A 12,459-nucleotide genomic window follows, 5' to 3' on the forward strand; every position below is an offset into this window, starting at 1 on the left:
CAGGCTGCGATCTTTTGATTGTAAAAAACAAGATCAAAAGATCGCAGCCTGCGGCAGCTCCTACATGTACAAGGGGTTACTTGAGGTTACCGCTCAAGAATTGCTTGAGGCGTTCGCTTTTCGGGTTGCCAAGGACTTCTTCGGGCGCGCCTTCTTCCTCAACCAGACCTTGGTGCAGGAACAACACCTGACTGGAGACTTTGCGCGCAAAGCTCATCTCATGGGTCACCATGATCATCGTCCGGCCTTCCTCAGCCAGACCTTGAATCACCTTCAACACTTCCCCAACCAACTCCGGGTCGAGCGCCGAAGTCGGTTCATCAAACAGCATCACCTCCGGCTCCATCGCCAGCGCCCGGGCAATCGCCACGCGCTGCTGCTGACCGCCAGAAAGAAACGCCGGGTATTGATCCGCCACCCGCGCCGGCAAGCCGACCTTGTCCAGATAACGCCGGGCGCGGTCCTCGGCTTCCTGTTTGCTGCAACCCAGCACCCGGCGCGGGGCCATGGTGATGTTTTCCAGCACGGTCATGTGGCTCCACAGGTTGAAGTGCTGGAACACCATCGCCAGTCGTGTGCGCAAACGCTGCAATTCATCGGCGTCGGCGACGTGCATGCCGTGGCGGTCAGTGACCATGCGGATCGGCTGGCCATCGAGGCTCATCGCGCCGTCGTTAGGTTGTTCGAGAAAGTTGATGCAGCGCAAAAAAGTGCTTTTGCCCGAGCCGCTGGCGCCGATCAGGCTGATCACGTCGCCGGTCTTGGCCTTGAGCGAGACGCCTTTGAGCACCTGATGGTCGCCATAGCTTTTGTGCAGGCCTTCAACGGTCAGTTTGTACATGGGACAGACATCCTCAAGGCGAAAGTAGGTAGCCGCTGCGATAGGCTTCGGTGCCTGCAACGTGGGCGATGACCATGCCGGCCGTGGCCATGCGCCGCAGCGAGCGGGCGTACATCAGCCCGGCCGTCGCGCAATGAATGGGCGTGATGCGGTCGTGGATCGGGTCGATGATTTCGGCGATCTGTTGCCCGGCTTCCAGGTATTGGCCGGCCACCGCCGTGTACACCAGCAGACCGCCGACCGGCGTGATCACCGGCTCCACACCCGCCAGTGGCGTGGCGGGATAGGGCAGTGGCGGTTGCGGTTTGGTCTCGCCGACGATCGCATCGGACTGGATCAGATAGTCGATCAGCGCCTGGCAGTCGCGGCTGGCCATCGGGTGATTGACGTCGCCCTGACCGCGCAACTCGACGGTGACCGAAAAACTGCCGAGGGGAATCTCGAAGTGCTCGCCAAAGCGTTCCCTCAATTGCCACCACAGCAGGGTGAAACATTCGTCGAACGACTGGCCGCCAGAGTCAGTGGCCAGCAGGCTCGCCTGGGATTCGATGTAGCGCGCCAATGGCTCGACCTGCGGCCACGCCTCGGGCGTGGTGTAGAGGTGCACCACCGATTCGAAATCGCAGTGCAGGTCCAGCACCATGTCGGCATCGCAGGCCAGCCGTTGCAGGGTCAGGCGCTGGGATTGCAATTGCGTGGTGGCGGTCTGGCGGGCGAGGGCGTTGCGCAGGTGGCTGCGGATCAGCTCAAGGTTTTGCTGCGGATCGTCACTCAGCTTGCCCTCGATGGCATTGCCGATTTCCTCGCTGAGGTCGACGAACCAGCGGTTGAAGTTCTGCCCGCTCTCCAGTTCGTAGCGGCCCAGCGGCACGTCCATCAGCACTTGTTCGAGGCCGACCGGGTTGGCCACCGGCACAAGCACGATCTGACTGCGCAGGCGCCCGGCGGCTTCCAGCTCGGCCAGACGCTGCTTGAGGTGCCAGGCGACGAGCATGCCCGGCAATTCGTCGGCGTGCAGTGAAGACTGAATGTAGACCTTGCCCTTGGCCTGCTCCGGGCCGAAGTGGAAGCTATGAATCTGTCGTGCGGTCCCCGGCAGCGGGGCCAGCAAGTCATGGATCAGGTGGCGCATTGGCATCTCTTTTTTTCTGGGGCCGGTCCTAGTGAGTCGGGCCGAGGAAGGCCAGCCATCGGCGTTCGGCAAGGCGGAACAGGCCGACCAGCGCAAAGGTAATGGTCAGGTAGATCAGCGCGGCGATGCCGAACGACTGAAAGGTCAGGAAGGTCGCCGAGTTGGCGTCCCGCGCGACTTTCAGGATGTCGGGAATGGTCGCGGTGAAGGCCACCGTGGTCGAGTGCAGCATAAGGATCACTTCGTTGCTGTAGTAAGGCAACGAGCGGCGCAGCGCCGACGGCATGATCACGTAGGCGTATAGCTTCCAGCCGGTCAGTCCGTAAGCCTTGGCGGCTTCGACTTCGCCGTGGTTCATGCTGCGGATCGCCCCGGCGAAAATCTCCGTGGTGTAGGCGCAAGTGTTGAGGGCAAAGGCGAGGATCGTGCAGTTCATCGCATCGCGAAAGAAACTGTCGAGCAACGGCTGCGCGCGCACAGCGGCCAGGCTGTAAATCCCGGTGTAGCAGATCAGCAGCTGGATATACAGCGGCGTGCCACGGAACAGGTAGGTGTAGAACTGCACCGGCCAGCGAATGTAGAAATGCGGCGAAACCCGCGCGATCGACAGCGGAATCGATACCAGGAAACCGATGAAGATCGAGGCGCTGAGCAGCCACATCGTCATCGCCAGCCCGGTGATGTTCTGGCCGTCGGTATAAAGGAAGGCGCGCCAGTATTCCTGCAGGAGTTCGATCATCGTACGGCCTCCCGCGAACCGGCGGCATAACGGCGTTCGAGCCAGCGCAGAATGAAGTTCGAAGCACTGGTGATCAGCAGGTAAATCAACGCGGCAAGGACCAGAAAGTAAAACAGTTGATAGGTGCTTTTACCGGCGTCCTGCGCGGCTTTGACCAGATCGGCCAAACCGATGATCGACACCAGCGCGGTGGCCTTGAGCATCACCATCCAGTTGTTGCCAATGCCTGGCAAAGCGAAACGCATCATTTGCGGGAACACCACAAAGCGAAAGCGCTGGCCGCGTTTGAGGCCATACGCGGTGGCGGCTTCAACCTGACCACGCGGCACAGCGAGGATCGCGCCACGGAAGGTCTCGGTGAAATACGCGCCATAAATGAAGCCCAGGGTCAGCACCCCGGCGCTGAACGGGTCGATCTCGATGTATTCCCATTCCATGTAGTCGGTCAGCGACGTCAGCCAGGTTTGCAGGCTGTAGAAGATCAGCAGCATCAGCACCAGATCCGGCACCCCGCGAATCAGCGTGGTGTAGAGCTGGGCGGGCAGGCGCAACAGTTTGACTTTTGACAGTTTGGCACTGGCGCCGAGCAGGCCGAGCAACACGGCCACCAGCAGCGACATCGCCGATAATTTGATGGTCATCCAGGTGCCTTCCAGCAGCAAAGGACCAAAGCCCTTGAGGCTGAAGGCGGAGAGCCCCAGATTTTGCAGGAGGGTTTCGAACATAAATCAGCAACCTGAGCGGATGGAAAAGGCGCCCATCGAAGATGGGCGCCGGGGCATTATTTGCCGCTGTACAGATTCAGATCGCCAAAGTGTTTCTTTTGAATCTCGGCGTATTTGCCGTCATCGTGTAACGCTTTGATACCTTTATCTAAAAGCGCCTTCAGCTCAGTGTTACCTTTCTTAATACCGACAGCGGTTTTGGCTGGCAGCAATTCGTTGTCGACTGGCTTGCTGACGTCATAGTCGGCGCCCTGTGGCGACTTCAAAAAGCCCAATTCGGCTTGCAGCATGTCCTGGATACCGGCGTCGAGACGGCCGGAGGTCAGGTCGGAGTACACCTGATCCTGATTCTGATAGGCCTGGGTTTTCACGCCGGCCTTGTCCAGCACGGCTTTGGCGTAGGCTTCCTGAATGGTGCCTTGCTCGTAGCCGACGGTTTTGCCTTTCAGCGAGGCGACGTCAGCGGTGATGCCCGAGCCTTTTTTCGACACATAAGCCGTCGGGCCGGAAAACAGCTCGCTGGAGAAGTCGATGACTTTCTCACGGGCCGGGGTCACGGTCATCGACGAGATCACGCCGTCGAATTTATTGGCTTTGAGGCCCGGAATCATGCCGTCGAAGTCACTTTCGACCCACTTGCACTTGACCTTCAGTTCGGCGCAGATCGCGTTGCCCAGGTCGATGTCGAAGCCCACCAGGCTGCCGTCGGCCGCTTTCGACTCAAACGGTGCATACGAAGGGTCAACGCCAAAGCGCAGCTCTTTGTATTCCTTGGCCAGCGCGGAGCCAGCGGCCATGCACAACGCCAGTGCAGAAAGGGTCAGCAATGCTTTTTTCATTATTCAATCCCTAAGAACCAATATGAGCGCTTGTGGCGCAGAATTATTGTTACTGGAACGCGTACGACCTATAGAAAGTAGCAATTTCCGAACCATAGTCCCGAACAAGTGTTTTAAAAGGTTGGCGCAGCGATTGGATGAGTGAATCAGTGCCCGCAAACGGGCACTGAAAATAGCTTGCACTGATTTAGGGCCGATCGTTCCCACGCGGAGCGTGGGAACGATCCTCGCGTGATGTTGAGGTCAGGCCAGCAGATCCTGCAATGTGGCGAGGCTATCGGCTTCATCCACCGTCTTGTCCTGCCGCCAGCGCAGCATCCTTGGAAAGCGCACGGCGATCCCGCTCTTGTGCCGACGCGACAGGGCAATGCCTTCGAAGCCCAATTCGAATACGAGACTCGGCTTCACACTGCTGACCGGGCCGAATTTTTCCACAGTGGTCTTGCGCACGATGCTGTCGACCTGACGCATTTCCTCGTCGGTCAGTCCTGAATAGGCCTTGGCAAACGGCACCAGTGAGCGCTGGCTGGATTCCGGCGGCCCGTCCCACACGGCAAAGGTGTAATCGCTGTACAGACTGGCCCGGCGCCCGTGCCCGCGCTGCGCATAAATCAACACCGCGTCGACACTGAACGGATCGACCTTCCACTTCCACCACACGCCCATGTCCTTGGTGCGACCGACCCCGTACAGCGAGTCCCGCGCCTTGAGCATCATGCCTTCAACACCCAGGCGCCGAGAGGCTTCGCGCTGGCGGGCGAGGTCGAACCAGTCGCTGCCGGTCAGCACTGGCGAGGGTAGTAACACCGGGCTGTTACACCGAGCGATGACCTCTTCCAGTTGCGCACGGCGCTTGGCCTGAGGCTGGTTGCGCCAGTCTTCGCCCTGCCATTCGAGCAAATCGTAGGCGAGCACTACGACCGGCACTTCTTCGAGAATTTTCTTGTCGAGGGTTTTGCGGCCAATTCGCTGTTGCAGCAGGGCGAACGGTTGCACGGCTGGCGGTTCAGTCGATTGCGGATCGAAGGCGTCTTCAGTGGTGGGGTGGCTACTTTTCCACACGACAATCTCGCCATCGATCACCGTGCCGTCGGGCAAACCGTGCACCAACACATCCAGTTCTGGGAAGCGCTCGGTGACCAATTCTTCGCCGCGCGACCACACCCACAAGCGGCCCTCGCGCTTGACCACTTGGGCGCGGATGCCATCCCATTTCCATTCAATCTGCCAGTCGCTGGCGGGGCCGATCAGGGCTTCGAATTCTTCGACCGGTTGTGACAACGCGTGAGCGAGGAAAAACGGATACGGCTGCCCACCGCGCTGTGCATGTTCGTCGGCGGACTCTGCAGCGATCAGTTTCAGATAGCTGGCGGCGCTCGGCCGATTCGACAGGTCGGTGTAACCCACCAGCCGTTGCGCGACGCGTTTGCTGTCGAGCCCGGCCATTGAGGCCAGGGCTCGGGTCACGAGGAGTTTCGATACGCCGACGCGGAAACTGCCGGTGATCAGCTTGATGCACAACATCAAACTCGGCCGATCCAGCTGCGCCCACAGCGCCGGCAATTGCCGAGCGAGGAATTCCGGGGTTTCGCCGCGCAAGGGCAGCAATTTGTCTTCGATCCACTCAGCGAGACCAGCGCTGGACGTGTGCGGTTTCTCCGGGAGTACCAGAGAAATGGTCTCGGCCAGGTCGCCCACGGATTGATAGCTTTCCTCGAACAGCCAAGGCTCAAGGCCAGACACCGCGACGGCGACTTCCCGCAGGACCCGCACCGGGACTAATTGCCGAGGCCGACCGCCCGACAAAAAGTACACCGCCCACGCCGCGTCGTGGGGTTCAGCCTGGGCGAAGTAAGTCTGCATCGCCGCCAGTTTGGCGTTGCTCGACGTCGTGGCATCGAGTTCGGCGTAGAGATCGGCGAAGTCTTTCATGCGGGTGTCTCGACAACGGCGGGCTGAGTGGCGATGTTGTCTTCTTCGTCATCGCCGTATTCGGTGTTGAAACCTTGAGCGTCGAGGCCGCGTTCGCGCAGATGGCGCACCAAAACGCCAATCGAACCGTGGGTGACCATCACCCGTTCCGCGCCGGTCTGTTCGATGGCCCACAGCAGACCCGGCCAGTCGGCGTGGTCGGACAGGACAAAGCCGCGATCCACACCGCGCCGGCGTCGCGTGCCGCGCAGGCGCATCCAGCCGCTGGCGAAGGCGTCGCTGAAATCACCGAAACGGCGCATCCAGCTACTGCCGCCGGCCGAGGGCGGGGCGATGACCAATGCCTCACGCATCCGTGGATCATTTTTGGCGACGTCGCCAGCGTAGATCGTCGGCGGCAGGTACACGCCGGCCTCGCGGTAGACCCGGTTGAGCGGCTCGACCGCACCGTGGCTGAGAATCGGCCCGAGGCTTTCGTCGATGCCGTGGAGAATCCGCTGGGCTTTGCCGAACGAATAGCAGAACAGCACGCTGGCCTTGCCGGCGGCGATGTTGGCTGACCACCACTGATTGATCTCGGCGAAGATCTGCGCCTGCGCCTGCCAGCGATAGATCGGCAGGCCGAAGGTCGATTCGGTGATGAAGGTGTGGCAACGCACCGGTTCGAACGGCGCACAGGTGCCGTCCGGTTCAATCTTGTAATCCCCCGACGCGACCCAGACTTCGCCGCCGTATTCGAGGCGCACCTGGGCCGACCCGAGGACGTGGCCGGCGGGATGAAAACTCAAGGTGACGCCGTGGTGGGTCAGGCGTTGACCGTAGGCGAGGGTTTGCAGGTTGATGTCTTGGCCGAGTCGTGCGCGCAGAATCCCTTCGCTGGCGCTGCTGGCCAGGTAATGCTGGTTGCCGGTGCGGGCATGATCACCGTGGGCATGGGTAATCACCGAACGCTCGACGGGGCGCCAGGGGTCGATATAGAAATCCCCGGCAGGACAATACAAACCTTCGGGGCGCGCGATAACAAGGTCCATGTCGTTACCTGAATGGGGGGCTTGTCAATTATGAGGCTGGCGCTGAGCCGGAAGTTCTATCGAGTTTCAGGATGACGTATTGCGACAGATCGTTCCCACGCTCCGCGTGGGAATGCATCAACGGACGCTCCGCGTTCGGCTTTCGATGGGACGCGGAGCGTCCCGGGCGGCATTCCCACGCGGAGCGTGGGAACGATCATTGCGAGCAGGGAGCTACGATTATTTGCCGGGAGTCAGGGTCAATCGGGTTTTGCCGTACACCCGGTCAAAATTCTGCGGCTGCATCGGCAAACCAATGTATTGCCCCTTCAACCACGCATCGATGCCGTTCAGGTAGTTCGGGCTGACCGGGTTACCCGACTGCCCCGTACCGTTCTGGCCCATCAGCGGTTCGGTCTGGCTGAAGTCGACGATGAAGCGCATCGACGGCGCGCGGGTGGTGGTGAAGTCCTGGCCCCAAGCGAATGCCGAGGTGTTCAGCGTGGTGTGATCGCCGCCCGCTGCGAGTGGGCCGCGCACGGTCTGGCCATTGCTGTTCTTCCAGGCATAGCTATGCAATTTGCCCCACTGCCAAGTGCGGTGATCGCCGCCCAACTGACTGTCGCCTGCGCTGATCGCCGCTGCGAAACTACGAGCAAGAATCTGCGCTTTGTCTTCTTTCTGCGGCGTGCGCAGGTCATCCCAGAACGGACTGTCTTCGCGCCCCAGCAGATGATCGGCCTGCGCCGCGTAGGACAAATCACCGTTGGCGATAAACGCTTTCCACGCCGGGCTCGATTCCGGGCCGAGTTCGTCGAGGAAAATCTGCTTCATGCTTTCTTGCAGGAACAGCTCATAGATGGCCGCATCCGCCGACGTCGGGCTGAGCTTGCCGTCGAACGCCATCAACCGCGTAAATGCTTCACGGGCCTTGCTGCGATCCGCTTCCGGCAGGGCATCGATGGCCTGCTTCAGCGGCTGCTTCATGCCTGGAGCTTCGAAGACTTTTTTCAGCTTGGCGGCGAACGTGGTGGTCTGATCGTACTGCATGGCGATCACGCTGCGGCTGTCGTGTTTGCCGCTGCCGGCCAGTTCCGCCAGGCGTTCGCCGCGTTCCGGGGCGGCCCAGGAATTCGACAACTGCATGCCGTAACCGTGAGGAATCACGCGTTGGTTGGCGGTGCCGAGCCAGCCTTGAGCCGGATCCTGATCGTACGGGTGCAGCATCGGGTCGGCGTAACCGTCCCAATCGTAGCGACCTTCCCAGCCCGGCGATGGCAGCAGACCTTCGCCTTCACGACGGTTGGGGAAACGCCCGGTGACTTGCCAGCCAATGTTGCTCGCATCGGCAAATACCAGATTCAGCGCGATGGCGCGGATCTCGCGGCTGGCGTCCGAAGCACGTTCAACGGTTTGTGCGCGGGTCAGGTCGAAAAACGCGTCCAGCGACTTGTCGTCGGTGAAGCTCGGCGTCTGCAGGGCCAGGCCGAAACCGTTGCCTTGCGCCGCCGCCTGAGCACTGTTGAGCAGCGCGCCATGGCGGGTCTCGTAAACCGCCTCACGAATCGGTCGCTGACCTTTGACGAAGTAGGTTTCGTTGCGCACGCCCAGTGGCTGCCATTTGCCATTGACCTCATAGGTCAGGCTGCTGCCCTGGCGACGGATTTTTTCCAGGAACAGGTCCTGGTTGTCGCCGAACACGCTGGTGGTGCTCCACGCCACTTTGCCGTTGAAGCCACCGAGCACCAGCGGCAGACCGGCAACGGTGACACCGGCGGCCTGATATTTCGGCGCACGGATCTGCACAAAGCTCCACAGCGACGGTGCGGCCAGCGGCCCGTGGGCGTCGCTGGCCAGAATGCTCTTACCGCTGCGGCTGCGTTGCGGGGCGATCGCCCAGTTGTTCGAAGACGGCGTTCCGAGCAGGTTCAGCGCCGTCAGTTGCTGGCTGGCGTTGCTCAGTTCGCTCAGGCCGGGAATCTGCCCGTTGAGCTTGATCCCTTGCAGCTTGTCGGCTTCGGCCACTGGCAGGTTTTCGTCGGGCGCGGACGGCGTCAGCCAGGCGAGTTTGTCGCTGGTGACGGTTTGCGCGAGCACCAGCGAGGAAATTTCTTCCGGCAGGTTGGCCGACTGGCTGAAATTCAGCAGGGCGAAAATCAGCGCCGAGTCTTCCGGTTTCCAGTATTCCGGCTTGTAACCGCTGGACGCGAGGTCGCCCGGCAGTTTGTCGGCGTAGCGGAACAGGTAGGCGTTGACGCCCCGCGCATAGACTTCGAAGAAGCGCTTGAGGCGTGGCGACGAGGCTTTGTACAGCTCGCCGGCGCTTTTCTTCAGGTTGACTGCGCGCATGTAGCGGTCGGCATCGAGCATCGAGGCGCCGGACATTTCTGCCAGACGACCCTGAGCCAACAGGCGCAGAGTGACCATCTGATTGATGCGGTCGCTGGCGTGCACATAGCCGAGGCTGAACAGCGCGTCGTGGAAGGTGTTGCTCTCGATCAGCGGCATGCCCATGGCATTGCGACGCACCGAAACATTCTGTGCCAGGCCCTTGAGTGGTTGCACGCCGGAGGTCGGTGGGAGCGTGTCCTGGGCGTTCCAGGTCTGGCAACCGGACAGGCCCAAAACACCGGCCACTGCTGCGGCAACGCCGAACCGGGGAAGAAAATGAGTAAGGGCTGGCGAGGCCATGGCAAAGCTCCTGCGGGGGTGTAGAGGCTGGGGGCGCAATAAAGCCGCTACGTTAGTGAGCAGGAGGTGGCCGCGCAAGCGGGGGCGGGGGTTATTTGTGTATTTCTGTCGAATGGAAAAGATCGCAGCGGGCGGCAGCTCCTACAGGGACGCGCATTCCAGTGAAGGAGCTGCCGCAGGCTGCGATCTTTTGATCTTCATTCAGGCTTTCGGTGGATTGATCTTCTGCACCAGCGCATACGCCTTCACGGTCGCCGGACGATCCTTGATGTGCTTGAACCAGCGCTGTACGTGCGGGAAGTCATCGAGGTTCTGGCTCTGCCACTGGTGCGAGACGATCCACGGATAAATCGCCATGTCGGCGATGCTGTACTCGCTGCCGGCGACGAAGTCGTTGTTGGCCAATTGTTTGTCCAGCACGCCATACAGCCGTGCCGTCTCATCAATGTAGCGCTTGATCGCGTAGGGGATTTTTTCCGGCGCAAACTGGCTGAAGTGATGATTCTGCCCGGCCATCGGGCCCAAACCACCCATTTGCCAGAACAGCCACTGCAACGCCGTTTGCCGGCCACGCAGATCCTTGGGCAGGAACTGGCCGGTTTTTTCGGCGAGATACAAAAGGATTGCCCCGGACTCGAACAGCGACAACGGTTCACCACCGTCAGCCGGCTGGTGATCGACGATGGCCGGGATGCGGTTGTTCGGCGCGATCTTCAGAAAGTGTGGCTGGAACTGCTCACCCTGGCTGATGTTGATCGGATGAACGTTGTACGGCAGGCCGGCTTCTTCAAGGAACAGGGAAATCTTGTGGCCGTTGGGGGTGGTCCAGTAATACAGGTCGATCATGGAGAACTCCAAAGCAAAAATGGACTTGCGTGCGGACAGCAAACGCCGGCGTCAGGTGATCCCGTGTGCGTTCGAAAGCTTGCCTGACTGGAAGAGGTGATGCTGAACTGGGGCAAATTCAATGACCCGACATGAGAAAAATCGCCATGGAGCTTCAGGCCAACGCTGCACTGATCATCATCGACCAGCAAAAAGGCATCCTGCAGCCGCGTTTGGGGCGAAGAAACAATCCTCAGGCGGAAGAGCGAATCCTTGATCTGCTGGGGCTGTGGCGGCGTAGCGCAAGGCCGGTGATTCATGTGCAGCACCTGTCGCGGGAGCCGGATTCAGTGTTTTGGCCCGAGCAGGAGGGGGTGGAATTTCAGCAACGGTTCTTGCCGCAGGATGGCGAATGGCTGATTCAGAAGCAGGTGCCGGATGCGTTCTGTGCCACCGGGCTGGAGGCGCGGTTGCGCGAGGTGGGGATCGGGCAGTTGATCATTGTCGGTGTGGCGACCAACAACTCGGTGGAATCAACGGCGCGCACGGCGGGCAATCTTGGCTTCGATACATGGATCGCGGAGGATGCGTGCTTCACCTTCGACAAGGCTGATTATTTCGGCACGTTGCGTACGGCTGAAGAGGTGCACGGGATGTCGCTGGGGAATTTGCAGGGGGAGTATGCGACGGTGGTCAGTGCTGTCCTGGTTTTGACAGCCGACTGATAAACCTGTGGGAGCTGGCTTGCCAGCGATAGCGGTGTGTCATCTGACATCAATGTTGAAGTTGCCGGCCTCATCGCTGGCAAGCCAGCTCCCACAGGGGCTGCGGATATTCACAAAAATTGTGGTCGGCGCAGATCAAATGTGGGAGCGAGCTTGCTCGCGAAGGCGGCAGGTCAGGCGAAGAGAGTTCTCGCCCCGGACATCACGCCCCGTGGCACTTCTTGAATTTCTTGCCGTTGCCGCAAGGGCAAGGGTCGTTGCGGCCGACGTCTTTCAGGGCGTTGCGCACCGGTTCCTGGTGGGCGTGGCCGCAGTTCGGGCCGTGCACGTGGCCGTGGTCATGATCGTGGTGATGGTCATGATCATGATCGTGGTTGCAGTCAGGGCCATGGACATGAGGTTGCTGGGTCATCGGTGTTGCTCCGGAATTAAATCGGCGGGGATTATCACGCCATTACGCTCAAGGTGCACGTAGTGGGCGATGAATAAACCGGTTTCCATTTCCCCTTGCAGGCGATAGGGAATTTGCTGGCTCGGACTTTTCAGCATTTTCACCACGTCTTTGACCCTCGGCCACAAGTTGGTGCGAATCGGCACTTTGTAGAACGAACTGCTGTTCGGCGCGACCGTAATCCAGTGTTCGTATTCACCGTCGGCCAGCAGCATGTCCGCCAGATGAATGCGGTACTCCAGACCGCGTACGGTCAGATCACTGTCGTTAGGGTTGTCGATGCGAAAGTGCAGGATGAATTTCTGTTCGAGCAGTTTGGCGCGCACCACCTCGACTTTCACCAGATGCACGGCGGGTTCGACGCTGTCATCGCTGAACCACGACGCGCAACCGCCGAGGTTGAGAAACAGCGTGAGCATCAAGAATTGGAATAAGCGCCTGCAACCGAGCATGTGATAACTCCCTTTGGTGCTCAGTCTAGCCTTAAAAGATCGCAGCCTTCGGCAGCTCCTACAGGAGATTGCGTTTCTTTGTAGGAGCTGCCGAAGG

12 protein-coding genes are annotated in these 12,459 nt (G+C 60.2%); 1 reads left to right on the forward strand and 11 read right to left on the reverse strand.

Translation table 11 applies throughout. The annotated features are described in order from the left end of the window. Nucleotides 1-76: 76 nt before the first annotated feature. The 9 genes from EJA71_RS12290 to EJA71_RS12330 form a co-directional block, all read right to left on the reverse strand. Nucleotides 77-841, reverse strand: a complete 765-nt coding sequence (locus EJA71_RS12290) for an ABC transporter ATP-binding protein (protein WP_158957149.1) — start codon at nt 839-841, stop codon at nt 77-79. 13 nt (nt 842-854) lie between these two features. Then, on the reverse strand, nt 855-1,973 hold the full coding sequence (locus EJA71_RS12295) for a succinylglutamate desuccinylase/aspartoacylase family protein (protein WP_158957151.1): 1,119 nt from the start codon (nt 1,971-1,973) through the stop codon (nt 855-857). A 28-nt stretch (nt 1,974-2,001) separates the two neighbouring features. After that, nucleotides 2,002-2,712, reverse strand: coding sequence for an ABC transporter permease (locus tag EJA71_RS12300; protein WP_034154960.1), 711 nt, complete (start codon nt 2,710-2,712; stop codon nt 2,002-2,004). After that, complete coding sequence (locus tag EJA71_RS12305; protein ID WP_158957153.1) at nt 2,709-3,437, reverse strand: ABC transporter permease; 729 nt, start codon at nt 3,435-3,437, stop codon at nt 2,709-2,711. The genes EJA71_RS12300 and EJA71_RS12305 overlap by 4 nt, the downstream gene beginning before the upstream one ends. 56 nt (nt 3,438-3,493) lie before the next feature. Next, complete coding sequence (locus EJA71_RS12310; protein WP_008083900.1) at nt 3,494-4,276, reverse strand: transporter substrate-binding domain-containing protein; 783 nt, start codon at nt 4,274-4,276, stop codon at nt 3,494-3,496. Between the two features lie 243 nt (nt 4,277-4,519). Further along, nucleotides 4,520-6,208 (reverse strand): ATP-dependent DNA ligase, encoded by a 1,689-nt coding sequence (locus tag EJA71_RS12315; RefSeq protein WP_158957155.1) that lies wholly within the window; start codon nt 6,206-6,208, stop codon nt 4,520-4,522. Then, nucleotides 6,205-7,239 (reverse strand): ligase-associated DNA damage response exonuclease, encoded by a 1,035-nt coding sequence (locus EJA71_RS12320; protein WP_158957157.1) that lies wholly within the window; start codon nt 7,237-7,239, stop codon nt 6,205-6,207. Before EJA71_RS12320 ends, EJA71_RS12315 begins: the two co-directional genes overlap by 4 nt. A gap of 219 nt (nt 7,240-7,458) precedes the next feature. Beyond that, nucleotides 7,459-9,909 carry a penicillin acylase family protein gene (locus tag EJA71_RS12325; protein ID WP_158957159.1) on the reverse strand — a complete coding sequence of 817 codons (2,451 nt, stop codon included), beginning with the start codon at nt 9,907-9,909 and terminating at the stop codon, nt 7,459-7,461. Nucleotides 9,910-10,110: 201 nt separating this feature from the next. Further along, on the reverse strand, nt 10,111-10,755 hold the full coding sequence (locus EJA71_RS12330; protein ID WP_158957161.1) for a glutathione binding-like protein: 645 nt from the start codon (nt 10,753-10,755) through the stop codon (nt 10,111-10,113). A gap of 146 nt (nt 10,756-10,901) precedes the next feature. Here EJA71_RS12330 and EJA71_RS12335 point away from each other — a divergent pair, with 146 nt between their 5' ends. Continuing rightward, nucleotides 10,902-11,459, forward strand: a complete 558-nt coding sequence (locus EJA71_RS12335) for a cysteine hydrolase family protein (protein ID WP_158957165.1) — start codon at nt 10,902-10,904, stop codon at nt 11,457-11,459. Nucleotides 11,460-11,661: 202 nt separating this feature from the next. Here the strand turns inward: EJA71_RS12335 and EJA71_RS12340 are convergent, their stop codons facing one another. Both EJA71_RS12340 and EJA71_RS12345 read right to left on the reverse strand, forming a co-directional pair. Then, complete coding sequence (locus EJA71_RS12340) at nt 11,662-11,871, reverse strand: SEC-C metal-binding domain-containing protein (protein WP_008083915.1); 210 nt, start codon at nt 11,869-11,871, stop codon at nt 11,662-11,664. After that, complete coding sequence (locus EJA71_RS12345; RefSeq protein WP_158957163.1) at nt 11,868-12,362, reverse strand: LEA type 2 family protein; 495 nt, start codon at nt 12,360-12,362, stop codon at nt 11,868-11,870. Before EJA71_RS12345 ends, EJA71_RS12340 begins: the two co-directional genes overlap by 4 nt. Between the last annotated feature and the right edge of the window lie 97 nt (nt 12,363-12,459).

Origin of the sequence: Pseudomonas sp. PB106 (assembly GCF_009764645.1) — a bacterium.
Classification (GTDB): domain Bacteria; phylum Pseudomonadota; class Gammaproteobacteria; order Pseudomonadales; family Pseudomonadaceae; genus Aquipseudomonas.

Excerpts from the sequence above, each read along its gene's own strand:
- EJA71_RS12340 (WP_008083915.1), bottom strand. The coding sequence starts at position 11,871 with ATGACCCAGCAACCTCATGTCCATGGCCCTGACTGCAACCACGATCAT.
- EJA71_RS12295 (WP_158957151.1), bottom strand. The coding sequence starts at position 1,973 with ATGCGCCACCTGATCCATGACTTGCTGGCCCCGCTGCCGGGGACCGCA.
- EJA71_RS12300 (WP_034154960.1), bottom strand. The coding sequence starts at position 2,712 with ATGATCGAACTCCTGCAGGAATACTGGCGCGCCTTCCTTTATACCGAC.
- EJA71_RS12305 (WP_158957153.1), bottom strand. The coding sequence starts at position 3,437 with ATGTTCGAAACCCTCCTGCAAAATCTGGGGCTCTCCGCCTTCAGCCTC.
- EJA71_RS12315 (WP_158957155.1), bottom strand. The coding sequence starts at position 6,208 with ATGAAAGACTTCGCCGATCTCTACGCCGAACTCGATGCCACGACGTCG.
- EJA71_RS12345 (WP_158957163.1), bottom strand. The coding sequence starts at position 12,362 with ATGCTCGGTTGCAGGCGCTTATTCCAATTCTTGATGCTCACGCTGTTT.
- EJA71_RS12310 (WP_008083900.1), bottom strand. The coding sequence starts at position 4,276 with ATGAAAAAAGCATTGCTGACCCTTTCTGCACTGGCGTTGTGCATGGCC.
- EJA71_RS12325 (WP_158957159.1), bottom strand. The coding sequence starts at position 9,909 with ATGGCCTCGCCAGCCCTTACTCATTTTCTTCCCCGGTTCGGCGTTGCC.
- EJA71_RS12320 (WP_158957157.1), bottom strand. The coding sequence starts at position 7,239 with ATGGACCTTGTTATCGCGCGCCCCGAAGGTTTGTATTGTCCTGCCGGG.
- EJA71_RS12335 (WP_158957165.1), top strand. The coding sequence starts at position 10,902 with ATGGAGCTTCAGGCCAACGCTGCACTGATCATCATCGACCAGCAAAAA.
- EJA71_RS12290 (WP_158957149.1), bottom strand. The coding sequence starts at position 841 with ATGTACAAACTGACCGTTGAAGGCCTGCACAAAAGCTATGGCGACCAT.
- EJA71_RS12330 (WP_158957161.1), bottom strand. The coding sequence starts at position 10,755 with ATGATCGACCTGTATTACTGGACCACCCCCAACGGCCACAAGATTTCC.